Source organism: Pseudomonas sp. 1L-C-7-B-C1 (assembly GCF_057291635.1).
Map to the genome: position 1 here is coordinate 107,520 of NZ_JBXAWH010000011.1, position 22,889 is coordinate 130,408.

At 59.6% G+C, this 22,889-nt stretch carries 24 protein-coding genes and 1 pseudogene; 17 read left to right on the top strand and 8 right to left on the bottom strand.

The window, feature by feature from the left end; all coding sequences use genetic code 11:
* Positions 1-82: 82 nt before the first annotated feature.
* Complete coding sequence (locus AC0Z8Z_RS17660) at positions 83-850, top strand: DODA-type extradiol aromatic ring-opening family dioxygenase (protein WP_485619948.1); 768 nt, start codon at positions 83-85, stop codon at positions 848-850.
* 407 nt (positions 851-1,257) lie between these two features.
* Here the strand turns inward: AC0Z8Z_RS17660 and AC0Z8Z_RS17665 are convergent, their stop codons facing one another.
* Positions 1,258-2,934, bottom strand: coding sequence for a DEAD/DEAH box helicase (locus AC0Z8Z_RS17665; RefSeq protein WP_122623792.1), 1,677 nt, complete (start codon positions 2,932-2,934; stop codon positions 1,258-1,260).
* Positions 2,935-3,349: 415 nt separating this feature from the next.
* Between AC0Z8Z_RS17665 and AC0Z8Z_RS17670 the strand changes: the two genes are divergently transcribed.
* Entirely contained in the window at positions 3,350-4,141 is a 792-nt protein-coding gene (locus tag AC0Z8Z_RS17670) for a crotonase/enoyl-CoA hydratase family protein (protein ID WP_485619949.1), read from the top strand.
* Here the strand turns inward: AC0Z8Z_RS17670 and AC0Z8Z_RS17675 are convergent, their stop codons facing one another.
* Positions 4,142-4,897: a spermidine synthase gene (locus AC0Z8Z_RS17675; RefSeq protein WP_485619950.1), complete on the bottom strand. Its 756-nt coding sequence runs from the start codon at positions 4,895-4,897 to the stop codon at positions 4,142-4,144.
* A 206-nt stretch (positions 4,898-5,103) separates the two neighbouring features.
* Here AC0Z8Z_RS17675 and AC0Z8Z_RS17680 point away from each other — a divergent pair, with 206 nt between their 5' ends.
* Positions 5,104-6,450 carry a class II 3-deoxy-7-phosphoheptulonate synthase gene (locus AC0Z8Z_RS17680; protein ID WP_122535607.1) on the top strand — a complete coding sequence of 449 codons (1,347 nt, stop codon included), beginning with the start codon at positions 5,104-5,106 and terminating at the stop codon, positions 6,448-6,450.
* A 115-nt stretch (positions 6,451-6,565) separates the two neighbouring features.
* Here the strand turns inward: AC0Z8Z_RS17680 and AC0Z8Z_RS17685 are convergent, their stop codons facing one another.
* The 3 genes from AC0Z8Z_RS17685 to AC0Z8Z_RS17695 form a co-directional block, all read right to left on the bottom strand.
* The gene (locus tag AC0Z8Z_RS17685) at positions 6,566-7,036 is read right to left on the bottom strand and encodes a PA2169 family four-helix-bundle protein (RefSeq protein WP_485620039.1); all 471 of its coding nucleotides are present in this window, start codon (positions 7,034-7,036) and stop codon (positions 6,566-6,568) included.
* 201 nt (positions 7,037-7,237) lie between these two features.
* Positions 7,238-8,485, bottom strand: coding sequence for a winged helix-turn-helix domain-containing protein (locus AC0Z8Z_RS17690; protein WP_485619951.1), 1,248 nt, complete (start codon positions 8,483-8,485; stop codon positions 7,238-7,240).
* A gap of 49 nt (positions 8,486-8,534) precedes the next feature.
* Positions 8,535-8,768, bottom strand: a complete 234-nt coding sequence (locus AC0Z8Z_RS17695; RefSeq protein ID WP_240356910.1) for a DUF1127 domain-containing protein — start codon at positions 8,766-8,768, stop codon at positions 8,535-8,537.
* Between the two features lie 96 nt (positions 8,769-8,864).
* On the opposite strand from AC0Z8Z_RS17695, the gene AC0Z8Z_RS17700 reads away from it, so the two are divergent.
* Positions 8,865-9,719 (top strand): LysR substrate-binding domain-containing protein, encoded by an 855-nt coding sequence (locus AC0Z8Z_RS17700; protein WP_065993052.1) that lies wholly within the window; start codon positions 8,865-8,867, stop codon positions 9,717-9,719.
* 20 nt (positions 9,720-9,739) lie between these two features.
* On the opposite strand, the gene AC0Z8Z_RS17705 is transcribed toward AC0Z8Z_RS17700, so the two are convergent.
* Positions 9,740-10,471, bottom strand: coding sequence for a sulfite exporter TauE/SafE family protein (locus AC0Z8Z_RS17705; RefSeq protein ID WP_122535760.1), 732 nt, complete (start codon positions 10,469-10,471; stop codon positions 9,740-9,742).
* A gap of 225 nt (positions 10,472-10,696) precedes the next feature.
* Between AC0Z8Z_RS17705 and AC0Z8Z_RS17710 the strand changes: the two genes are divergently transcribed.
* From AC0Z8Z_RS17710 to AC0Z8Z_RS17745, 8 genes and pseudogenes are all read left to right on the top strand, one after another.
* On the top strand, positions 10,697-11,170 hold the full coding sequence (locus AC0Z8Z_RS17710; protein ID WP_485619952.1) for a MarR family winged helix-turn-helix transcriptional regulator: 474 nt from the start codon (positions 10,697-10,699) through the stop codon (positions 11,168-11,170).
* Between the two features lie 441 nt (positions 11,171-11,611).
* Entirely contained in the window at positions 11,612-12,109 is a 498-nt protein-coding gene (locus AC0Z8Z_RS17715; RefSeq protein WP_172609225.1) for a hypothetical protein, read from the top strand.
* Positions 12,110-12,217: 108 nt separating this feature from the next.
* Entirely contained in the window at positions 12,218-14,083 is a 1,866-nt protein-coding gene (locus tag AC0Z8Z_RS17720; protein WP_485619953.1) for a PAAR domain-containing protein, read from the top strand.
* Positions 14,049-14,741 carry a DUF2931 family protein gene (locus AC0Z8Z_RS17725; protein WP_485619954.1) on the top strand — a complete coding sequence of 231 codons (693 nt, stop codon included), beginning with the start codon at positions 14,049-14,051 and terminating at the stop codon, positions 14,739-14,741. Before AC0Z8Z_RS17720 ends, AC0Z8Z_RS17725 begins: the two co-directional genes overlap by 35 nt.
* Positions 14,728-15,414: a DUF2931 family protein gene (locus tag AC0Z8Z_RS17730; RefSeq protein WP_485619955.1), complete on the top strand. Its 687-nt coding sequence runs from the start codon at positions 14,728-14,730 to the stop codon at positions 15,412-15,414. The genes AC0Z8Z_RS17725 and AC0Z8Z_RS17730 overlap by 14 nt, the downstream gene beginning before the upstream one ends.
* Positions 15,415-15,525: 111 nt before the next feature.
* Positions 15,526-15,766: pseudogene (locus AC0Z8Z_RS17735) on the top strand (MarR family winged helix-turn-helix transcriptional regulator); the annotation flags it as partial.
* A 167-nt stretch (positions 15,767-15,933) separates the two neighbouring features.
* Complete coding sequence (locus tag AC0Z8Z_RS17740) at positions 15,934-16,353, top strand: organic hydroperoxide resistance protein (RefSeq protein ID WP_065993050.1); 420 nt, start codon at positions 15,934-15,936, stop codon at positions 16,351-16,353.
* Positions 16,354-16,404: 51 nt separating this feature from the next.
* Positions 16,405-17,424, top strand: a complete 1,020-nt coding sequence (locus AC0Z8Z_RS17745; RefSeq protein ID WP_172609230.1) for an alpha/beta hydrolase — start codon at positions 16,405-16,407, stop codon at positions 17,422-17,424.
* Between the two features lie 348 nt (positions 17,425-17,772).
* Here AC0Z8Z_RS17745 and AC0Z8Z_RS17750 read toward each other — a convergent pair whose 3' ends face one another.
* Together AC0Z8Z_RS17750 and earP are read right to left on the bottom strand one after the other, a co-directional pair.
* The gene (locus tag AC0Z8Z_RS17750) at positions 17,773-18,342 is read right to left on the bottom strand and encodes an elongation factor P (protein ID WP_172609231.1); all 570 of its coding nucleotides are present in this window, start codon (positions 18,340-18,342) and stop codon (positions 17,773-17,775) included.
* An 87-nt stretch (positions 18,343-18,429) separates the two neighbouring features.
* Positions 18,430-19,575, bottom strand: a complete 1,146-nt coding sequence (earP, locus tag AC0Z8Z_RS17755; RefSeq protein ID WP_485619957.1) for an elongation factor P maturation arginine rhamnosyltransferase EarP — start codon at positions 19,573-19,575, stop codon at positions 18,430-18,432.
* Between the two features lie 123 nt (positions 19,576-19,698).
* On the opposite strand from earP, the gene AC0Z8Z_RS17760 reads away from it, so the two are divergent.
* The 5 genes from AC0Z8Z_RS17760 (at position 19,699) to dkgB (ending at position 22,806) form a co-directional block, all read left to right on the top strand.
* Complete coding sequence (locus tag AC0Z8Z_RS17760; RefSeq protein ID WP_205487091.1) at positions 19,699-20,094, top strand: hypothetical protein; 396 nt, start codon at positions 19,699-19,701, stop codon at positions 20,092-20,094.
* Positions 20,095-20,140: 46 nt separating this feature from the next.
* Positions 20,141-20,623, top strand: coding sequence for a GreA/GreB family elongation factor (locus tag AC0Z8Z_RS17765; protein ID WP_485620040.1), 483 nt, complete (start codon positions 20,141-20,143; stop codon positions 20,621-20,623).
* A 122-nt stretch (positions 20,624-20,745) separates the two neighbouring features.
* Entirely contained in the window at positions 20,746-20,952 is a 207-nt protein-coding gene (locus AC0Z8Z_RS17770; protein WP_485619959.1) for a hypothetical protein, read from the top strand.
* A 101-nt stretch (positions 20,953-21,053) separates the two neighbouring features.
* Positions 21,054-21,608: a DUF1003 domain-containing protein gene (locus tag AC0Z8Z_RS17775; protein WP_205487090.1), complete on the top strand. Its 555-nt coding sequence runs from the start codon at positions 21,054-21,056 to the stop codon at positions 21,606-21,608.
* Between the two features lie 394 nt (positions 21,609-22,002).
* A complete protein-coding gene (dkgB, locus tag AC0Z8Z_RS17780) occupies positions 22,003-22,806 on the top strand; it encodes a 2,5-didehydrogluconate reductase DkgB (protein ID WP_485619960.1) in 804 nt (267 codons plus the stop codon).
* Positions 22,807-22,889: the final 83 nt, after the last annotated feature.

Here is a 22,889-nt window from a genome sequence, read left to right on the forward strand (position 1 = left end):
AAACGGACGAAAACTTATATTAGATTTAGATGGATGTACTGCCCGATCATGCCACTCACCTTATACGCTCAGGACACTGCAAATGCTGCCTAGCCTGTTCATTTCCCACGGCTCGCCCATGCTTGCCCTCGAACCGGGTGAGAGCGGCCCGGCGCTTGCGCGTCTGGCCGCCACCCTCCCGCGCCCCAAAGCCATCGTTATGGTCTCGGCGCACTGGGAAAGCAATGAACTGCTGGTCAACGGCAATCCCCAGCCGGAGACCTGGCATGACTTCGGCGGCTTCCCATCCGCACTTTTCGCCGTTCAGTACCCGGCACCCGGCATGCCAGAGCTGACGCATCGCGTGCTGGAACTACTGGCAGAGGCTGACCTGCCAGCGCGCATGAACACCCAACGACCGTTCGACCATGGCGTCTGGGTGCCCTTGTCGTTGATGTACCCGCAGGCGGACATTCCCATTGTGCAGGTCTCGCTGCCTACGCGCGGGGGCCCCGCCCTGCAGACGACGGTCGGGCAGGCGCTGAATGGACTGCGCGAGGAAAACGTTCTGCTGATCGGTTCTGGCAGCATCACCCATAACTTGCGAGAGCTGGACTGGCAGGCGGGACCTGAAAGCATCACGCCGTGGGCCCTGGCGTTCCGTGACTGGATGGTGGGAAAGCTGGCGGCCGATGATCTGAAAGCGCTGCACGATTACCGAAACCAGGCGCCCCACGCCGCGCGCAACCACCCGACCGATGAACACCTTCTGCCGCTGTATTTCGCTCGGGCGGCGGGTGGGAAATTCAGCATTGAGCACCAGGGTTTCACCATGGGGGCGTTGGGGATGGACATTTATCGGTTTGGTTGAGGGGGTGGATACAGCCCTGTGGGACCGGCTTTAGCCGGGAAGAGGCCAGGTCAAACACCATCGATTATGCACTTATAGGGGACTTACACTTATAGGGGACTGATTTATTTACAGCGCTTCATCGTAAATTAATCTGTCCCCGGTCAGTTGTGTGGCAACCGACGCCTTCCCGGCTGAAGCCGGTCCTACCAAACCAAAACCCACTCGGCCTGGTGCCTCCCCCCTCCGTCTATGGGATCGGCGCCAGAGACAAAACGGGGACAGATTAATTTACGGTGAAGCGTTGTAAATAAATCAGTCCCCTTCAAATAGTCATCCAAACGCAGCACTAGCCCCCAAATCCCACGCAAAAAAATCCCCGAACCAGTCGGGGATTTTTTTATTCAGACGATCAGCTCAAGAGCAGATCAGTCTTCGCGATAGCGACGCAGCTTCAGCTGCTTGCCGGCAACGCGGGTGTCTTTCAGCTTGGCCAGCAGACGCTCGAGGCCGTCTTCCGGCAGCTCGACGAGGCTGAAGCTGTCACGCACCTGGATGCGACCGATTGCTTCGCGAGCCAGACCACCTTCGTTGAGGATGGCGCCCAGCAGGTTTTTCGCAGCGATGCCGTCACGGGCACCCAGCGCGGTACGGCAGCGAGCACGGCCTTCGGCCAACGGCACCGGGGCACGACGTTCACGGTCGCCACGATCAGGACGGTCGCCTGCCGGACGCTCAGGACGGTCACCACGTGGCGCGTTGTTCGGCACCAATGGACGTTCTTTCTCGATCGCGCTCAGGGTCAGCGCCTGACCATTGGTGGCCTTGCGCAGCAGAGCAGCGGCCAGGGCACGCGGGGTGCAACCGATGTCGGCAGTCAGGCGGTCCAGCAATTCGCCATGGCTTGCTTCAGCATCAGCGACCAGCGGCGACAGGCTGTTGGTCAGTTTCTTGATGCGGGCATCGAGAACGGCCTGGGAGTCCGGCAGGCGGACTTCGGCGATTTTCTGACCGGTCATGCGCTCGATCACTTGCAGCATGCGACGCTCACGCGGCGTTACCAGCAACAGGGCGCGACCTTCGCGACCGGCACGGCCAGTACGGCCGATACGGTGAACGTAGGCTTCCGGGTCGTACGGCATGTCAACGTTGAACACGTGAGTGATACGCGGAACGTCAAGACCACGGGCAGCAACGTCAGTCGCAACAACGATGTCCAGACGACCATCCTTGAGGGAGTCGATGACGCGTTCACGCTGGTTCTGAGCGATGTCGCCGTTCAGCGCAGCAGCCTTGTAGCCTTTGGCTTCAAGGGCACTGGCCAGATCCAGAGTGGCCTGCTTGGTGCGCACGAACATGATCAGGGCGTCGAAATCTTCGACTTCCAGCAGGCTCAACACGGCAGAGGTCTTCTGGTCAGCGTGAACCAGCAGGTGAGCCTGCTCGATCGCGGTAACGGTCTGGGTCTTGCTCTGGATCTTGACGTGTTTCGGGTCTTTCAGGTGACGCTCGGCGATCGCGCGGATCGACTGCGGCAGGGTCGCCGAGAACAGCACGGTCTGACGGGTTTCAGGCATGGCCTTGAAGATGACTTCGAGGTCATCCATGAAGCCCAGCTTGAGCATTTCGTCAGCTTCGTCGAGAACCAGATGGTTCACAGTCGCCAGGACTTTTTCGTCACGACGCAGGTGGTCACAAAGACGGCCCGGGGTAGCGACGACGATTTGAGCGCCGTTGCGAATGGCCTTCAGCTGCGGGCCCATTGGCGCGCCGCCGTAGACAGCCACAACGGTCACGCCCGGCATTTGCTTGGCGTAGGTTTCGAACGCGGTGGCCACTTGCAGGGCCAGCTCACGAGTCGGCGCGAGGATCAGCGCTTGCGGCTCGCGTTTCGTCGGGTCGATCAGGCTCAGGATGGGCAGAGCGAAGGCGGCGGTTTTACCGGTACCTGTCTGCGCCTGACCGATCATGTCGTGACCGGCGAGAATAATGGGGATCGATTGCTGCTGAATGGCCGAAGGCTCTTCGTAGCCGGTGGCTACTACAGCTGCAACAATTGTCGGGTGAAGGTTAAGAGCGGCGAAGCCGCCGGTTTCCTGGGTCATGGGTCTGCCTCTGAGTGCATCCGCAAAGACCCATGCTTCAAAGCTGCGCGTGCCGTGTAAGACCCTAGAGTCACCCTGGCTGCTTTGTCGGCGGGGATTTGCGAAAACGTATTGATGAATGGATCGTCATGGGTGGTTCGTGACCGAACCGGTTCGAGAAGATGGCTTCGCGAACCTAAACCGTGACGAGGGCCCTATGAAAGGCCGGCGCGCACTATACCGGAAATGCTGAAACAAGTGAGGATTTTTTTCGGGAAACAGCCCCTTGCGGCCAACTGTCACAGGCTTTGCGCAAAGCTGCGTCAGTGTCTACTTTTCAAGTGCCCGGTATCGGTAGCGAGCAGAGCTTAAACGATTCATCTGGACAGTGCGACACCCCACCCTCCCTTTCTCCTCATCTGCAGGAAACAGCGACATGACCTCTTCGATCAAAGGCCACGTCAGCCGGGAACAGCGCGGCGCCATCATGCTCATCGGCCTGGACCGGGTCGCCAAACGCAACGCCTTCGACATGCACATGCTCAATCAGTTGAGCCTGGCCTACGGCGAGTTCGAGCGTAACGACCAGGCGCGGGTCGCGGTGGTGTTTGCCCACGGCGATCATTTTACCGGCGGGTTCGATCTGGCTGAGGCAGGGCCGGCATTGAGAGACGGCTGGACGCTGCCGGCCGGCGGTTTCGACCCTTGGGGCCTGTCGATCGGACCGCGGGTGAGCAAGCCGGTGATCGTCGCGGCCCAGGGCTGGTGCTTGACGCTGGGCATCGAGCTGATGCTCGCCTCTGACATCAATCTCTGTGCGAGCAATGCCCGCTTCGCCCATCGGGAAGTGCAGCGCGGCATTTTTGCCTGCGCCGGCGCGACCCTGCGGCTGCACCAGATCGCGGGTTGGGGCAATGCCATGCGCTGGCTGCTGACGGGCGATGAGTTCGACGCCCACGAAGCCTGCCGCATGGGGCTGGTGCAGGAAGTGATGGCACCCGAGGACCTGTTGCCCTCGGCGCTGCGCCTGGCCCGGCACATTGCCGACCGCGCGCCGTTGGGGATTCGCACCACCCTGGAGTCCGCGCGTCAGGCGGTGCTCGAGGGTGAAAGTGTTGCCGCGAAAGCGTTGCCCGCGCTGGTCCGGCGTGTGCTGGACAGCGAGGACGCCAAAGAAGGCCTGCAGGCGTTGCTGGAGAAACGCACGCCGGTGTTCAAGGATTGCTGATCAGGTGGCGGGCCGCAGCGTCTTGATCAGCGGCAACAGCGAATAGCCCAGTTGCGGCGCGAGGCTCTCGGCGCGCTGGGTGAGGGCGTCAATGTCCAGCGTCTGATCGAGGTCGGCGGGGACGATGAGGATGACATTGCCCTCCTTCACCGGCAGCTCCCAGTAATGACGGTGATACAGCCCGCGCAGGAGCGCCGCGCCCAACGGCTTGCCGTCGTCCGATGCCCACTGATTGATGATCAGCCAGCCGCCGGGGTTGAGGCGCTGCTGGCATTTCTCGAGAAAGCCCCAGGCCAGATGGCCCACCGCAGGGCCGGTGTCGGTGTAGAGATCGACAAAGATCAGGTCAGCGTCTTCGGCGGTCGGCAGCAGGTCGAGGGCGTCGCCGATGCGCACGTACAACCGGGGATCGTCCTGCAGGCCCATGAATTCCATGGCCAGACGCGGCACATCGGCGCGCAGTTCGATGGCTTCGACATCGTCAAGGGACAGAAACTTCAGACACGCCTGGGTCAGCGTGCCCGCCCCCAGCCCCATGAACAGCGCGCTTTCCGGGGCTGGATGACAGAGCGCGCCAATGAACATGGCGCGGGTGTAATCGTATTCGAGCCACGCCGGATCGGCCGTGAACGTGCAACTCTGCTCGATGGAATCACCGAACTCCAGGAAGCGGTAATCGGCCACTTCAAGTACGCGGATCTTGCCGAATTCGTCGTGAACTTCGGCCAACACGTGCTCTACGCGTTCCTCGGTCATTGCTGTCTTCGTACCCATGGTCAGAGTGGTTCGGGAGCTCGCCCGCAAGGATCGGCGTTGCCGCGCCCCGGGCCTCGTGTGCAGACAGACGCAAGAGGCGGCCCGGAAAAGCGCGAATTGTCGGCGAATCGCGCCCCGCAGGTCACGCAAATTCTCGAGGCGAGCTGCTAACATGCCTGTCCGATCGCACTGACTTCGAGTTCAAGATGAGCCAACCCTGGAGCCCCGACAGCTGGCGGAACCTGCCTATCCAGCAGCAACCTCAATACCCGGACGCGGACCACGTTCGCCGTGTCGAGCAGACCCTCGCCAGCTATCCACCGCTGGTGTTTGCCGGGGAAGCGCGAGAGCTGCGCCGGCAGTTTGCCGAGGTGACCGAGGGCCGGGCGTTCCTGCTGCAGGGTGGCGATTGCGCAGAGAGCTTCTTCGAATTCTCGGCTGCGAAAATCCGCGACACCTTCAAGGTGCTGCTGCAGATGGCGATCGTCATGACCTTTGCCGCCGGTTGCCCGGTCGTCAAAGTCGGGCGCATGGCCGGGCAATTCGCCAAACCGCGTTCCTCCAACGACGAGACAATTGACGGCGTGACCCTGCCGGCGTACCGCGGTGACATCGTCAACGGTATCGGCTTCGACGAGAAAAGCCGCGTGCCCGACCCGGATCGTCTGCTTCAGGCGTATCACCAGTCCACCGCGACCCTCAATCTGCTGCGCGCTTTTGCTCAGGGCGGTTTTGCCGACCTGCATCAAGTGCACAAGTGGAACCTGGATTTCATCGCCAACTCGGCGCTGTCGGACAAGTACAGCCAGCTTGCCGATCGCATCGACGAGACCCTCGCTTTCATGCGTGCCTGCGGCATGGACACCTCGCCGCAGTTGCGCGAAACCAGTTTCTTCACCGCCCACGAAGCGCTGCTGCTGAATTTCGAAGAAGCCTTCGTTCGCCGCGACAGCCTGACCAATGACTTTTACGATTGCTCGGCGCACATGCTGTGGATCGGCGACCGCACGCGGCAACTGGACGGCGCCCACGTGGAATTCCTGCGTGGGGTGAAGAACCCGATCGGCGTCAAGGTCGGGCCCAGCATGAATACCGATGACCTGATCCGGCTGATCGACATCCTCAACCCGGACAACGATCCGGGACGCCTGAACCTGATCGCGCGCATGGGCGCCAACAAGGTTGGCGACCATCTACCGGCGCTGATCCGTGCAGTGGAACGCGAAGGCAAGAAAGTGCTGTGGAGTTCGGACCCGATGCATGGCAACACGATCAAGGCCAGCAGCGGTTACAAGACCCGCGACTTCGCCCAGATCCTGGCGGAAGTGAAGCAGTTCTTTCAGGTGCATCAGGCCGAAGGCACCTACGCCGGCGGCATTCACATCGAGATGACCGGCCAGAACGTCACCGAATGCATCGGCGGCGCACGTCCGATTACCGAAGACGGCTTGTCGGACCGTTACCACACCCATTGTGACCCACGGATGAATGCCGATCAGTCGCTGGAGCTGGCGTTTTTGATTGCCGAGACGTTGAAGCAGGTTCGGCGATAAGGCGACGCGCCAGTGTTGGACACATCTTGGCAGCCACGAGCTGGCTCCTAACGCACTGATACGACGCGCATAAAAAAACGCCAGACGGGCTGGCGTTTTTTCTTCGCGGCAACTGTTAGCTGGCGGCGCGAGAGGCGTCACGCAACGCTTTTACTTTGTCGTGGTTATCCTGTACACCCTGCAGCTGCTTGTCGATCAGCGACTGAACGGTGGCTGGAAGGTTCTTTTCCACAGCCTTCGAGCGCGCTTCTTTGTAAGCCTTCAGCGCGACGTCTTCACCACGCTCAACTTCATTGAGAATCGCGGTGTCATCTTTCCCGGTCAGAGTGGACTTCAGATCGACCCACGCGCGGTGCAGAGTGCCGCTGACGCTGGAGGAAGTTTCTGGATCGCCGCCCAGTGCGCGAACTTCGGACTGCAGCTCGCGCACCGCAGTTGCGATCTCAGCCGAGCGGCTCAGGAAAAATGCTTTGATGGTTGGATTTTTGATGTCTTCTGCGCTGGCCTGAAAACCTTTCTCGCCATCTTTGCTGGTTTCGATCAGGTCGTTGAGCAGCGAGATCGATTCTTTGTTGATGTCAGTCATTTTCAAGATCCTTATGGGCAGGTTGATACAAAAGCGTTTGCATACCTTGGTGGTTGCAGGGGACGGGCCAACTGCCCACATGATTATTTATCGTTATAAATCAACAGGTTGCAGGAATTAACAGATGAACAACCCGTGTGTTCTGCATGAACTGTCGTTTAGCCTCCATGCAGAATGCCCGTGCCAGGAGCAGATTGGCGGCTAGAGGTGTTCCACGCCGCACGCGAGAAACGCAGCCCTCAAGCGGGCAGCACTTGCTCGCTGGCAATTGATCTGCACCTGGGGCAGGCCCAGCCAATCTGCCAGTTGACGCAGATTTCCGGCCAATGCTTGCATGCCCTCATCGTCCAGCCCTTTCTCTTCCACGTGCACCGCATGTACCGCCAGGCGCCCGGCTGCCCGTTCAGCACGAAGATCAACCCGGGCAACGATGTGCTCGTTGTACAGAAATGGCAGCACGTAGTAGCCGTAAAGACGCTTGGCCTGGGGCGTGTAGATTTCCAGCCGATAGCGAAAATCGAACAGCCGCTCGGTGCGCCCCCGCTCCCAGATCAGTGAATCAAAAGGCGACAGCAACGCACTGGCCGCCACTTTGCGTGGCACGACCGACCCCGCAAGAGTGTACGCCGGTCGCTTCCAGCCCTGCACCTGAACCCTCTGAACCACGCCCTCCTCCACCAGCTCAGCCAACCCGCGCCTGGCGGGTGCCGGGTCCTGCCGGAAATAATCGCGCACGTCCTTTTCGGTACCGACGCCCAGCGCCTTGACTGCATGCAGCAGCAAGCCTCGCTGGGCGTCGGATTCGCCGATATCAGGGTGATTGACGATCGCCGCCGGCAGAACCCGCTCGGGCAAATCGTACAGGCGCTCGAAACCGCGACGACCGGCGACCGTGACCTCACCCGCTGCGAACAACCATTCCAGCGCATGCTTTTCGGCGCTCCAGTCCCACCAGGGTCCGGCGCGATCCTGCCGGGTGCTGATGCTGCCCGCGCCCAACGCGCCCTGTTCGCGCACGGTCTGCAACACCCGGGCGATGGTGATCTGCTGCTCGCGGCCGAACTTCGCCAGTTGCTGATAAATGCCCTCGCCCTGGGCCGCACGTTGCATCCGCCAGCGCATCAGCGGGTACAGCTCTACCGGCAGCAATGACGCCTCATGGCCCCAATACTCAAACAGATTGCGTTGCCGACCCTGGCTCCACGCCGCCTGCTCCAGCAATGTGCGCGGGTAAGGGCCGAGCCGGGAAAAGAGCGGCAAGTAGTGCGATCGCACCAGCGCATTGACCGAATCAATCTGCAGCACGCCGAGTCGCTGGACCAACTGCGTGACATGCGCGGCCTTGATCGTCGCAGGCGGCTGGCGGCTGTTAAAGCCTTGGGCGGCCAGCGCGAGGCGGCGCGCGTGCTTGAGGGAAAGTGGCGGGTGAATCGGCGGTTCGGCGGGCATTGCGACCTCCATGGCGGTGCCCAACGCTAACCGATCACCCGCTGTTCTGTCAGCGCTTCATCGGGTCATCCCAGAAAGGACGCTCCACTTCTTCGTAGACATCCGCCCGACTCAGGCCCATGTCTTTCAACGCGTCATCGCTGAGGGTGGCCAGTTCGACACGCTGGTGATGCAGCTTGCGCCAGCGAGCAACCTGCGCCACGGCCGATTTCCACCAGCGTTCCGGCGCGGATTCCTGCGACAGAGGTTTTGCGACCAATACGTAACCTTTTTGACCTTTCATCGTCCTGCCCTCCAGTGGGGATGGGCAGATTCTCTCGCCGCGCCTAAGATCAATCCAACGAATGTTTCTTATGCACTGCATCTGGGAGATTGATGCATGACCACCTACCCGAGTATCGACAGCGAGCTGCTGCGCACCTTTGTCGCGATCGCCGATGAGGGCGGTTACACCAAGGCCGGCGAGGTGGTGAATCGCACGCAGTCCGCCGTCAGCATGCAGATGAAACGGCTGGAGGAAGACGTGGTGCGGCGCCCGTTGTTTTTGAAAGACGGCCGCACCATCAGCTTCACCGCGGAAGGCCAGGTGCTGCTGGGCTACGCGCGACGGATCCTGAAACTGCACAGCGAGGTGTTTAACACCCTGCGCGAGCCGCACATGGTTGGCACGGTGAAAATCGGTACGCCGGACGATTACGTGATGCGCTTTCTGCCGGGGATTCTGCAGCGCTTTGCCCAGGCCTACCCGTTGGTACAGGTGGAGGTGCATTGCGAGTCTTCGTCGCAGTTGCTACAACGCCAGGACCTGGACCTGAGCATTGTCACCCGCGAGCCTGGCAAGGAAATCGGCCAGATCTTGCGCCAGGAGCGCTTCGTCTGGGCAGTCGGCGCAGGCTTTTGCCCACAGGAGCAAACGCCGATGCCGCTGGCGATGTTCAACACCGACTGCTTTTGCCGGCAGTGGGCAATCAACGCGCTGCAGGCGTCCGGCCGCGAATTCCGCGTGGCCTACACCAGCGCGAGCCTGTCAGCGATCATGGCCGTGGTCAGCGCAGGACTGGCGGTGACGGCGCAGCTGCAAAGCCTGATCACCTCGGACCTGGAAGTATTGGGGGAGCAGCATGGGCTGCCGCAGTTGCCGTCGGCGAGCATCGTGCTGCTGCGCAATCCCAACAATCCTTCGCCAATCACCGAGTGCCTGGCCGATCACATTGCGGAGGGGTTCAGGCTGTAACGCATTCATGACATCCGGCATCACAGCTTGAAGCACAGCATGATCGCGCAAATCACCAGAAAGCCGCAGAACAGCGATCGCAGTACGCGCTCTGGCAAACTGTGCGCCAAGGCGACCCCCCAACTGATGCTGGCCAGTCCGCCAATCGCAAGGGGAATACCCATCAGCCAGTCGACGTGGCCGTGCAAAGCGTAGGTCGCCAGCGTGATCGTGGTGCTCGGCGCCGCCAGGGCCAGCGCCAGGCCCTGGGCCGCCACCTGCGTCGCACCGAACAAGCCGGTCAGAATCGGCGTCGCGATCACCCCGCCGCCGACGCCGAACAGCCCGGCAGTCACGCCCGAGCCGAGGCCCAGCAGCCACAACCAACGGGTGTGCCGCAACTCGGCGCCTACGGTCCCGTTGCGCCAGACCATCTGGATCAGGTTGAACAGCGTCAGCACCACAAGAAAGCCGACAAAGCCCAGGCGCATGATTTGCGGGTCGACGCGCACGGCCCACAGCGAGGTCAGCCAGGACATCGTGAAACTGGGCACGATGAGCATCAGCGCATGACGCACCGACACCCGATTGCGCTGGTTGTAACGCCACAGCGCCAGGAGCACATTGGGCAGCACCATCAATAACGCCGTGCCCTGGGCCAGTTGCTGATCAAGCCCGAACAACACGCCCAGCGCCGGAATGGCGACCAGCCCGCCGCCAATGCCGAACAGGCCGCCCAGTGTGCCCATGGCGGCGCCCAGCAGCAGGTACATCAATACATCGACAATCACGGCCGATCCTCTGATCCGATTTCTGCGCGCATGCTACGCAGTCAGTGCCGTTGAGGAAATCCGCTGAGACGATATCAGGGTGTGGAAACGATCCGCGGCTGAGGCGGGCGATAGAAAACCCCACGCCCGGCCATTACAGAAATTATCTGGTGCATTAAACAGCAGGGCACTAAATTACCGAGCATTACTGACTGAGAGGGACACCCCATGAACGCCAACGAGCCCACCCACAAGGCTGGCGCTGGCAGTTGCGACGAGCTGCTGCTGGATAACCAGCTGTGCTTCGCCCTGTACTCGACGTCGCTGATGATGACCAAGGTCTACAAGCCACTGCTCCAGGCACTGAACCTGACCTATCCGCAATACCTGGCGATGCTGGTGCTGTGGGAGCGCGACGGCTTGACCGTCGGAGAAGTCAGCACCCGCCTGCTGACCGATCCTGGCTCGCTGACGCCACTGCTCAAACGTCTGGAAGCCGAAGGCCTGATCCGCCGTACCCGCAGCAAGGCAGACGAGCGCGTGGTGCTGCTGACCCTGACCGAGCAAGGCAAGGCGCTGCACAAAAAGGCGCAGAGCGTTCCGCAATGCATTCTCGCCGCCAGCGGCATCAATCTTGAGCAGCTCAAGGCCCTGCAGAAAGACCTGCTTGCCCTGCGTGGAAATCTGCTCGAGAGCCTCTAATCGGCTGCCGTAATCGGCAATTCTCAAGAACCTCAAAATTTAACGTGCACACTAAGCAGTAGCGCAGTACTGCACATCAGTCTGCTGGCTTTGAACAAGCCGTAGCCCAGGCGCCGGTCGATGCAGCCCGCCGAGTGTGCCCTTAGTCCAATGCCACACGCGGCAACGTCGATGTCCGTCTGCACATGACTGTCTGACACTCGCCCACACGCACAGTGAAGCCCCTGAACTCGGAAGAGTCAGGGGCTTTTTGCTGAGTACGAACAGACACTTTCTGCAAGAAATGGACGACGCGCTTTTCATTTCCGTCCTACGTCATCGCAGGCAAGACGCTTCGGTTTCCGGCTTTGACCCTGATCATCATTTCTGTCCGACCCGCTCAATCATTCCGCATTGATTGATACGGCCCCTCTCAGAATGATCACGACTCAGGACCTGGGCATGACGACCTCACTCGCTCCGATGTACACCAATGAAGTGACAGGCGACTTTCTTCAGTCGCTCGACACGCCCACCTTCACTTCTGAACAAATGGCTGAATTTCACGAAGACGCTGTAGCGGTTATTCGCAGAAACGAAGCCTATTGCCTGGCCCATCCGCCCATCGGCATCTACCGGCTTGCCACTGAAGGCAGCCAGACGCGCAACGGCGGCATTGTTCAAAAAACGCAGTCGACCATCACTTGCATCCTGGAGAACGGCGAGCAAGTGCGCTTAGCGCATAAGGGAGACTGCGTTCTTTATCCGGATGGTTCCACCGCCCAAATCATCACAGGCGCAGGCCACAGCAATGGTCACGTTGCGTTGGTGGGCAGCCGCTTGTGCAACGGCGACGAGATCATCAACACGCCACAGCCCCACAGACCGTTCGTAGCCCGCCAGGGCGTCCCTTTGGCTGCCGACTTCCTGCCTGCCGTTGGCAGCGCTAACGCCGAATAACACCCCACTTGGTTCCATTGCGCGACCTGCCCATCAGGCTTTCGCGTGGATCTCCCACATCCCCACTCTTTCGCATGGACGCGACACCTGAACAGGGACCGAGCATTGATGGCTACCGGTTATTACATTCGACTCTACGACAAGACCAGCTGTGGCGGATTCGTGATGGAAGCAACATCCGGCATGGGGTTGCACGGCCTCGATCAGTCGCGAGAGGGCGACGCGGTGAAGTGCGGTGTCGACGGTAAAATGTATCGGATCGAGGGCGGAATTTCCCACATGACCAGTGACGGCATTCGCTTGGCCGGCACCCTGGACAGTGTCAGCGGTTGCCCCTGTAAAGCCCGGTTGGAGCCGTCGCTATTCTGTGCCACTTACGAGAACGAGGAGTGTTCGGCGGCAGTAGCCGGCAGGCCTTTTTCCGCCGCTGGTTACAAGCAGGGTGCTGCCGTTGCAACTACGTCGATGCCACTTGGCGCACGCCGTACTGCCAACGCGCAGATGGAGCAGGACCTCGAAGAAGAGGAAGAAGAAGTCGAGCAAGAGCAACTGATTACTCTGCGCCTCGGCGTGTTCTTTGACGGCACCGGTAACAACCAGGCCAACAGCGAAACAGTTGCAGGTTGCATGGCGCGGGATGTCGGGCTGGAAAATGAAGCCGAAGAAATTCAGAAGTTCTGCGCCGAGTTTGGCTATGGGATTGACGGGAGTGCGCCAGACAACAGCTTTGGGAATGACACCTCGAATGTGGCGCGGCTTTATGATTTGTATAGGGACCAAGCCGGCCAGCATATTGATTCAGCAGCTGATGAAGCTTCCATAGCGGTGTACATCGAAGGGATTGGAACTGTCAGCGGCGGACACGACGATCTTTGGAGTCAAGCAACTGGGAGAGGAAAAAATGGAGTACTGGCGCGTGTTGAACAGAGTTCGCAGTCGGTTGTGGAGCGTTTGCTGAGGTTTAACCGCAACAATCCTGAAGTAACTATTCGCCGCCTTGAGATCGATATCTTCGGTTTCAGCCGCGGAGCAGCTGCGGCTCGTCATTTCGCGAATGACATGCGCAAAGGCGTCGAGAGCTTGCTTGCAAAAGCATTGCCTCCCAGTGCCTCAATATTCGTTGAAGGGTTCGGTTGGCGTGTCCAGCATGATGTACATCTGAACTTCATCGGCCTCTTCGATACCGTGCCAGCCATTGTCACGCCGTTAATGCTGGATTTCAGCCCCGGCAATGATCGCAACGGAGGACTCAACCTGGGACTTCCAACCGGTGCCGCCCGCAAAGTGGTGCAGTTGGTGGCGCGGGATGAGCATCGATTGAACTTCGCCCTGATCCGCACCGAGAACGATATCGTTCTGCCCGGCTCGCATTCAGACATTGGCGGCGGCTACCGGCCTCGTATGCGTGAACGGCTGCTGGTCGCGAAACCGGCAAGTAGTCGGGAACGAAAGACCACACCCAACGAACAGTCGCTTGCGTTTTCACAATCCATTCAAAGCGTCGGCCCTTTGGTTAGACGCTTGGTCGATCAGGGTCTTGAGGTGGATATACATTGCCGCTCCGAAGACGAAGAGCGCACGCAGGAAAATCAAATCCCCCTTCACAAGCAGGTTTACGTCCTCACCACACTTGATCGTGAAGTGGATGGAGACTTGTCGAAGATTTATCTGCGGGTGATGCGGGAGCTGGCAGTACAGCACGGCGCCCCGCTCGATGTTATCAACGAGCACGACCAGCGCCTGTCCTTGCCGACTGATCTCGCCACCATTTCAGCGAAGATTCTGGGTTATGCAACAGGCAGGAGAACAACGCTTGATCTAACCGCCGCTGAAGAGGACTTGTTGTTACTACGCTACATCCACCTTTCAGCCAGTTGGAACGCTGTGAAAGACAGGAATCGAACGAGCATCGGACCAATGTTCATCAACCGGCCAACTGATGACCATCAGCGGATTATTCATGGCAATCGGTAGGTTAAACGCGCTGCTTGGATGCGTATTGGGTCTGATCCTGAGCGGATGCAGCAGCGCTAATGACTACGGCGTGGAGCTGCCTTACGACGCATGGCGATTGGGCTTCTTTGCTCCCAGCTACATGGAAGTCTGGATTGAGACAGCCGATGTCGTCGACGTCAAAGGGCGGTTGTTCAAACGGGCCATGAGTGGCGTGGCGGGGATTCAGACCCCACCCAATCTCCGGGGGAATCCAAAAGGCTGGCCCACACGACCGGGCGACGGAAAAGGTAAGCACGTCTGGCGAGCAGATGTTCCCCGGCTGATCTACGTACGCTGGCAGTCTTTGGCCGAGCCACAGACCTACGAGGCTTACATTGATATTCCGGAGCGAACTCAGCAATCCATGCTTGAAGGCGGGAAAACCTATTGCGATACAAGCAAGGTATGGATCGATGACTACCGAAAGAATCTGGTGGTAGGTCTCGCTCCCGGTGGCGTTGTCAAAACCTGGCTCATGGGAGTTTGTATCGACGCGGTTGAAGTCAGCCGCGTACAAGGTCGGATAGTCGAGAAAGGTCCTCATGAAGGCCATTCAAAAGGCCTTTACTACCGGCCTCCCAATGAGGCATCGCAGGCATACATCGACAAGTTCGGCATCCCTTATGACTCTTGGTAAAGACCGATCAAAAAACATCAACGTCCTGTTCGGATGCGTATTGGGCCTGATCCTGAGCGGATGCAGTAGCGCTAACGACTACGGGGTGGAGCTGCCTTATGACGCATGGCGACTGGGCTTCTTTGCTCCCAACTACATGGAAGTCTGGATTGAGACCGCAAACGTCGTCGATGTCAAAGGCCGGTTATTCAGACGGGCCATGAGTGGCGTGGCGGGGATCCAGACGCCACCCAATCTCCGGGGGAATCCAAAAGGCTGGCCTACACGACCGGGCGACGGAAAGGGTAAACACGTGTGGCGAGCGGATGTCCCTCGGCTGATTTATGTCCGCTGGCAATCGTTGGCAGAACCCCAAACCTATGAAGCCTACATTGATATCCCGGAGCAGATTCAGCAATCCATGCTTGAAGGGGGGAAAACCTATTGCGATGCAAGCAAGGTATGGATCGATGACTACCGAAAGAATCTGGTGGTAGGTCTCGCTCCCGGTGGCGTTGTCAAAACCTGGCTCATGGGAGTTTGCATTGATGCGATTGAAGTCAGCCGCGTGCAAGCCAAGGTCGTTGAAAAAGGACCTGACCAAGGGCGTACAAACGGCCGTTATGCCTTGGAGCTAGAGCCAGAGTCGCGAGCATACATCGACAAGTTCGGCATCCCTTACGACTCTTGGTGAAGTCCGATCAAAAAACATCAACGTCCTGCTCGGATGCGTTTTGAGCCTGATCTGAGCGGATGCATTAGCGCTAATGACTACGGGGTGGAGCTGCCGTTTGACGCGGGGCGACCAGGCTCGCTGACGCCGCTGCTCAAACGTCTGGAAGCCGAAGGCCTGATCCGCCGCACCCGCAAAGGAAGATGAACGTGTCGTGCTGCTGACCCTGACCGAGCAAGGCAAGGCGCTGCACAAAAAGGCCCAGAGCGTGCCGCAATGCATTCTGGCCGCCAGCGGCATCAACCTTGAACAGCTCAAGGCCCTGCAGAAAGACCTGCTTGCCCTGCGTGGAAATCTGCTCGAGAGCCTCTGATCAGCCCCCGAAAATCGACTCTTTTGAAAAATCCCGAAAATTTATCTTGCGCACTAAACATTAGCGCAGTACATTCCATCTCACTTGCTTAGCGCACAAGACTTTAGCGCCAAGCAGATCCCGATTCAGTTATCAACATCCAACCCATCATCATGTGAGGAATTACCATGCAAGCTCTCTACACTGCAGTCGCAACCGCAACCGGTGGCCGTGATGGCCGCGCTGTTTCCGACAACAAAATTCTCGACGTCAAACTGGCCACCCCGAAAGAATTGGGCGGCGCCGGTGGCGAAGCCACCAACCCAGAGCAACTGTTTGCTGCCGGCTACTCGGCCTGCTTCATCGGCGCACTTAAATTCGTCGCCGGCCAGAGCAAGAAAACCATCCCGGCTGACGCGTCGATCACTGCCCACGTCGGCATTGGCCAGATCCCCGGCGGTTTCGGTCTGGACATCGACCTGCACATCAGCCTGCCGGGCCTTGAACAAGCCGAAGCTCAGGCGCTGGTCGATGCGGCCCACCAGGTCTGCCCTTACTCCAACGCTACACGCGGCAACGTCGATGTCCGTCTGCACGTGACTGTGTAAAGGCTCGTCACAAGACCTCGTCCCCAACCCTCGTTTGACCGGGAGAAGAACATGAACACGTTTGGCAAGATTGTGGCTGGCTCGCTCCTCGCACTGTCCATCGGCAACGCTTTCGCGGCGACCGATACGGGCGTCGAGCACAACACGCAGGCGTTTCTGGACGCGCTGAATTCCGGAAGCGGCAAGCCGATCGAACAGCTTTCGCCCAAAGACGCCCGCGCGGTGCTGACCGGTGCCCAGGCCGGGGTCAAGCTGACCCTGCCCAAGGCCGATGTCAGCCAGAAGACCATTTCGGTGGACGGCCAGAACATCAGCCTGACGATCGTTCGTCCGGCCGGCGTCAAAGGCACCTTGCCGGTGTTCATGTACTTCCACGGCGGCGGCTGGGTGCTCGGCGATTACCCGACCCACGAACGTCTGGTGCGGGATCTGGTAGAGGGTTCGGGCGCAGTGGCGGTGTTCGTCAACTACACGCCTTCCCCTGAAGCGCACTACCCGACGGCGATCAACCAAGCCTATGCGGCGACCAAATGGGTCGCCGAGCATGGCAAGGAAATCAACGTCGACGGCAAGCGTCTGGCGGTGGCGGGCAACAGCGTCGGCGGCAACATGGCGGCAGTCGTCAGCCTGATGGCCAAAGACAAAGGCACCCCAGCCATCCGTTACCAGGTGCTGTTGTGGCCGGTGACCGATGCCAACTTCGATACCGGTTCGTACGATCAGTTTGCCGAGGGTCACTTCCTCACCCGCAACATGATGAAGTGGTTCTGGGACAACTACACCACCGACCCGAAACAGCGCGCCGAGATCTATGCCTCACCGCTGCGGGCCACGACCGATCAGTTGAAAGGTCTGCCGCCTGCCCTCGTGCAAACGGCAGGTGCCGACGTGCTGCGCGACGAAGGTGAAGCCTATGCTCGCAAGCTCGACCAAGCCGGTGTGCCGGTCACGGCGGTTCGCTACAACGGCATGATCCACGATTACGGGTTGTTGAACGTGGTCAGCCAGGTGCCGGAAGTGCGCTCGGCAATGCTGCAGGCTTCGCAAGAGCTGAAAGTACATTTGAAGTAAAGGCAGTATAGAAAAACGGGTCGATCAGCAATGGTCGACCCGTTTGCATTGCTGGATTCCGTCGTTCATAACCCGCTGTCGCGCAGCACACGCGGTCCCTGTGGGAGTGAGCTTGCTCACGAAGACATATTTCCAGCCGCTGAAGATTTGGCGGATGTACCGGTCTATTCGCGAGCAAGCTCGCTCCCACAGCGCTTTGTCGACAGCTGCGTCTGCGGCGGCGACACCTACTCCTACAAGGTCAGCGTGTGTTGGAACTGCCCTTTCACGCACCCACAAAAAAGCCCGACTCGATGGTCGGGCTTTTTCGTGTCCGGCATTACATCTCCGGCATTACAAGAGCTGTGCTTATTTAGCACGGCCTTTGTAGGAACCGCCGTCGCGGGTGTCGATTTCGATCTTGTCACCGATTTCGATGAAGTCAGCCACCTGCAGCTCGGTGCCGTTGGCCAGTTTGGCCGGCTTCATGACTTTGCCCGACGTGTCGCCACGAGCCGAACCTTCGGTGTAGTCAACGGTGCGCACGATGGTGGTCGGCAGCTCTACGGAGACCAGACGCTCTTCGAAGAAGATCGCTTCGCAGACGTCGGTCATGCCTTCTTCAACGAACGGCAGAACGGCTTCGATGTCTTCGGCGTTCAGTTCGTACATGGTGTAGTCAGTGGTGTCCATGAACGTGTAAGTGTCGCCGCTGATGAAAGACAGCGTGGCTTCTTTACGGTCCAGGATCACGTCGTCCAGCTTGTCATCGGCGCTGTAGACGATTTCAGTCTTGTAGCCGGTCAGCAGGTTTTTCAGCTTGGTCTTCATGATCGCGCTGTTACGGCCCGACTTGGTGAATTCAGCTTTCTGAACCAGCCAAGGATCGTTTTCCAGCTTGATCACGGTACCGGGTTTAAGCTCTTTACCAGTTTTCATTACGAGTATCCGAATTTGGATGAAAGATCTTTCTAAGCCCTGTACGAAAAGCCACTTTTCGTACAGGGCTTACTACAAGGCCGCGTATCATATCCAACTTTGGTAAAACCTTACCAGCGCAGTCGTCAGATCGTCCTGCAAGGCCTGTTCCAGACACCAGCGCTGGGCATGGGCGGCCAGTTCGTCGGCGTGTTGTTCCAGCGCATTCCAGCCCTGGGTCATGTCTGTTCCGCCATTCCAGCTGCGCCAGACCTCGGTCAGCGCCTGCCCCGCCGCCTCCGACAACCCCACCCGATACAACGCCAGAAAGGCATCGAGTTTGGCCCAGTGGGCGTCGTCGTCCTGCTCATAGATGTGCCAGATCAGCGGTCGCCCCGCCCATTGCGCGCGGACGAATGAATCTTCCCCGCGCACCACGTTGAATTCGCAACACCACAACAGCTGGTCGTAGTCTTCCTGGCGCACGAACGGCAACACCTGAATGGTCAGGGCGTTGCGCACTTGCACGGCGCCCGCCTTCAGTTCATTCACGCCCAACCAACGCTGAACGTCACCCAGAATGCGGCCTTCAGGCACCAGCAAATGGGTCGTGCGATCAGCCTGGGCCAGGCAATCCAGCCAGGTGCCGAGGCCGGCGTGCTCGTAGGCGAACAGGGACATCAGCCGCGCATCGGCATGGGGCACGATGTGCAGGCGCTGGAGGAAGGATTGGCGTGCGGCGAAATCCGCCTGAAACGCCTGACGCTTTTCAATCAGGCCCGCCTCACGCAGCAACCCGCCGGTCTTTTCGGTGAATCCGGGGAAGAAGAAGTATTTGCGCAGGCCCGAGGACTGGATCGACGGCAGGCCGTGGCAACCTGACACCCAGTCCTCGGCGCTGAGGTATTCGAGATTGAACCACAGCGGCCGCTTCTCTGCCCCGTGCATGGCCTCGATGTAATCCGGTGGCAGGCGACAGGCGAAGGCTTCGACCACCACGTCCGGCAGCTCGACCCCTTGCCACACCTTGGGGCATTCCTTCGGCCAGTGACGGACGGTCACGCCATCGCGCATCTGCTCTTCCGCCAGCGGATCGGCACCCGGGCACAGCCGTGCGAAGGCATTCAGGTCATCGATCCAGAGGCGAACCTGCAGGTCGTGTTCGGCGACCAGTTGTCGGGCCAGGCGAAAGGTCACGCCGACGTCGCCGAAATTATCGACAACGCTGCAGAAAATATCCCAAGAGGCTTTCATCCGGGCTCCCTGAGGATGTTCAAAAAAACCGATTGTCCTTCATTGCTGCGCAGAATCACCAGCCCCGGTCGTGCGACAATCGCTGCCACCGCTGGCCACATGCATACAAGTCTGGAGTCTGTCATGTACGTCAACCACCGCGAACTGTCTGTCACGCTGCGCCCGCTCAAGCTGATCCTGTCGATTGCCGCCGGCATCTGGCTGGGATTTCTTGCTGTGCTGCTGAGCCTGTGGCTGATCTATAAAATGCTCCCCGCCGAGCAGACCCAGGCACTGAACAATGCAGCCGCGCAAATGACGACCCCGCCTGCGGCAAAGCCAAAGCCTGAAAGTGATAACCCGATGTTCGATCAGTACCGGCAGATTCTGCGCGACAGCGAAGCTCGGCAGAGCCAGGAAGCCGAACAGGCGGAGCGGCAACGCAGCTTCAACGGCCCGAAATGCCAGTTCTGGATGCAGCAGAACCAGACCGCGCCCAGCGAGAAAAGCCGCGCCAGCGTCTATCAGTTCTGCGGCTGAATCCCCTTTTGTCGAGCCATGCCATGCCCCCGAATACGCCATGCCCGTGAACAAGCAAACCGTCCTGCAGTGCATCGTCGAGAAGTTGCAGGTCGATCTCGATGTGGCCGTGCGGGCCGCGCAAACGGCGTACGAAACCGCGACCCACGAAGAGAACATCGCCGAGAACAAGTACGACACCCTTGGGCTGGAGGCCTCGTATCTGGCGGCGGGTCAGGCGCGGCGCGTGGAGGAAATCCGCCAGTCGCTGAACCTGTGTCGCACCCTCGTGCTCAAGCCCTTCGATGAACAGCGCGGGATCCAGACCGGCGACCTCATCGCCCTCCAGGCGGACAACGGTACGGAACAGCGTTTGTTTCTCGGGCCTGACGCAGCGGGGCTGAAAATCAACGTCGAAGAACAGGTGATTACGGTGATCACGGCGCGCTCGCCGCTGGGTCAGAGCCTGCTCGGCAAGTTCGATGGCGATGAGGTGGAAGTGGTGGTGAACGGCAGCCGTCAATCGTTCGAGATCACGCAAATCCTGTGATCCACTGATCATTTGCAGGGTTGTAGCGTCCGACTTTTTATGGGTAAGGTGCAGCGTCGCACCACACAGGGTGAACCCGGAACCCGGAGCCGGGGACACGGATTTAACCAAGGAGATATTTCATGACGAACGTCATCACTTTCCCTGACGCCCATGAACGTGATCGCCTCAAGTCCAGTGACCACCACGGGTTGAGATACCTGAACAAGAAAGAGCGACAACTGATCGACCGCCTGCGCATGACCAGTCACGCCGGCCGCCAGTACGTTTACGACTACGCCAGCATCATGCAGCGCTCCAAGCCGCTGTACCCCGAATCGGTGGACTGACGCGGCTCCCAGGGACGCGTATCGGTTCAGCAGCGGTTAAGTACAACGCCAGGGGGCGTAGGCCTATAGTGGGCAGATGTTTCTGTCTTCAGGAAAGCCCCATGCCCACCGCAACGCCTTCCCCGACGCCCGCCGAACCGAGCGCTGCCGCTGCGCCGGTCGATCACCTGCGCTTCCACAAACGCCACGCCCACCTGGCGCCGACCTTTGGCACCGATGCTTTCGCCCTCAAGGCCGAGGCATTTGCGCGGTTCTTTGGCACCCCTACCTTTCTCGGCGCACAAACGTTGCTGGTATTGCTGTGGGTGGGCGCCAACCTGAGCGGGCTGGTGTCGTTCGACCTCTACCCATTCATCCTGCTCAATCTGGCGTTCAGCCTGCAATCGGCCTACGCCGCGCCGCTCATTCTGCTCGCCCAGACGCGACAGGCTGCCCGCGACAAGGCCAGCGCCGATGCCGACGCAGAGCACAGAGAAGCACTGGCGACCGCCAATGAAGAACGCATGGCCATCGCGGCGCACTACACGGCGCAGATGCTGGAACTGCTAGAGCAAAATACCCGGCTCACCGAAATGACCAAAGTGCTGACCGAGCGCGTCGAAGGGCTGACGGCGGACATGCACAAGCATTTCGTCAAGCGGGATGGGCATGTTTGACGGTTTTCGGGATTTGGCTTGCCCCTACAGCGGATCTGCGGCACGCGCAAAATCTTAGTCTGGCAAGGGACCTTGTAGGAGTGAGCTTGCTCGCGAAGAGGCCAGTACATCCGCTAAATCTTCTCCGGCTGAAATACCGTCTTAGCGAGCAAGCTCACTCCTACAGTTCCTCCGTTTTCCGCAAGACAATGCAGCGCGCTGGCTAAGGACAGCTTCTACGGAAATCACATCCCGTTGAACGATCAAGCTCACCCGCTGCCCCAAACTCCATGTCATTCATGATCCCCCGTCAAAACTCCCGTGCCCGCGCTGTGGTTTTTCCCTGCCAGCCGGCGCGGGATACTGGCCGTCAGTTTCGTTCCGCCCCTCCCCCCTTGAACTCTGGAGTTTTCCCATGACTGTTCCCGCATTTGGCCTCGGCACTTTTCGCCTGAAAGATCAGGTCGTCATCGACTCGGTCAGCAATGGCCTGGAGCTGGGCTATCGCGTCATCGACACCGCGCAGATCTATGGCAATGAAGCTGAGGTCGGTCAGGCCATCGAGCAGAGCGGCGTGCCCCGTAACGAGCTCTACATCACTACCAAGATCTGGACCGACAACTTTGCCGCCGACAAGCTGATCCCGAGCCTGAAGGAAAGCCTGGCAAAGCTGAAAACCGATCACGTCGACCTGACGCTGATCCACTGGCCGTCGCCGAAAGGCCAGGTGCCTGTCGCCGAGTTCATGGGCGCGCTGCTGGAGGCCAAACAGCAAGGCCTGACCCGCGAGATCGGCATTTCCAACTTCACTGTGGCGCTGATGAAAGAAGCCATTGCTGCGGTCGGCGCCGAAAACATCGCAACCAACCAGATTGAGCTGCACCCGTACCTGCAAAACCGCACCGTCGCCGATTTCGCCAAGCAGCACGGAATCAAGATCACGTCCTACATGACCCTGGCCTATGGCGAAGTGCTGAAGGACCCGGTGATCGAGCAGATCGCCCAGCGCCACAACGCAACCCCTGCGCAAGTGACGCTAGCGTGGGCCATGCAGCTGGGTTACGCGGTGATTCCGTCGTCGACCAAACGCGCGAACCTGGAGAGCAACCTGAAAGCCGTGGACCTGAAACTCAGCGAAGACGACATGGCACAGATCGCCCAGCTGGACCGTGGTCATCGCCTGACCAGCCCGGCCAGCCTCGCGCCGCAGTGGGATTGATTGACTGAGGGCTGCTCAGGTCAGGCCGATGCACCTGCCCCCTGTTGCCTTGATGCACAAACGGTCTATGTGGGAGCGAGCTT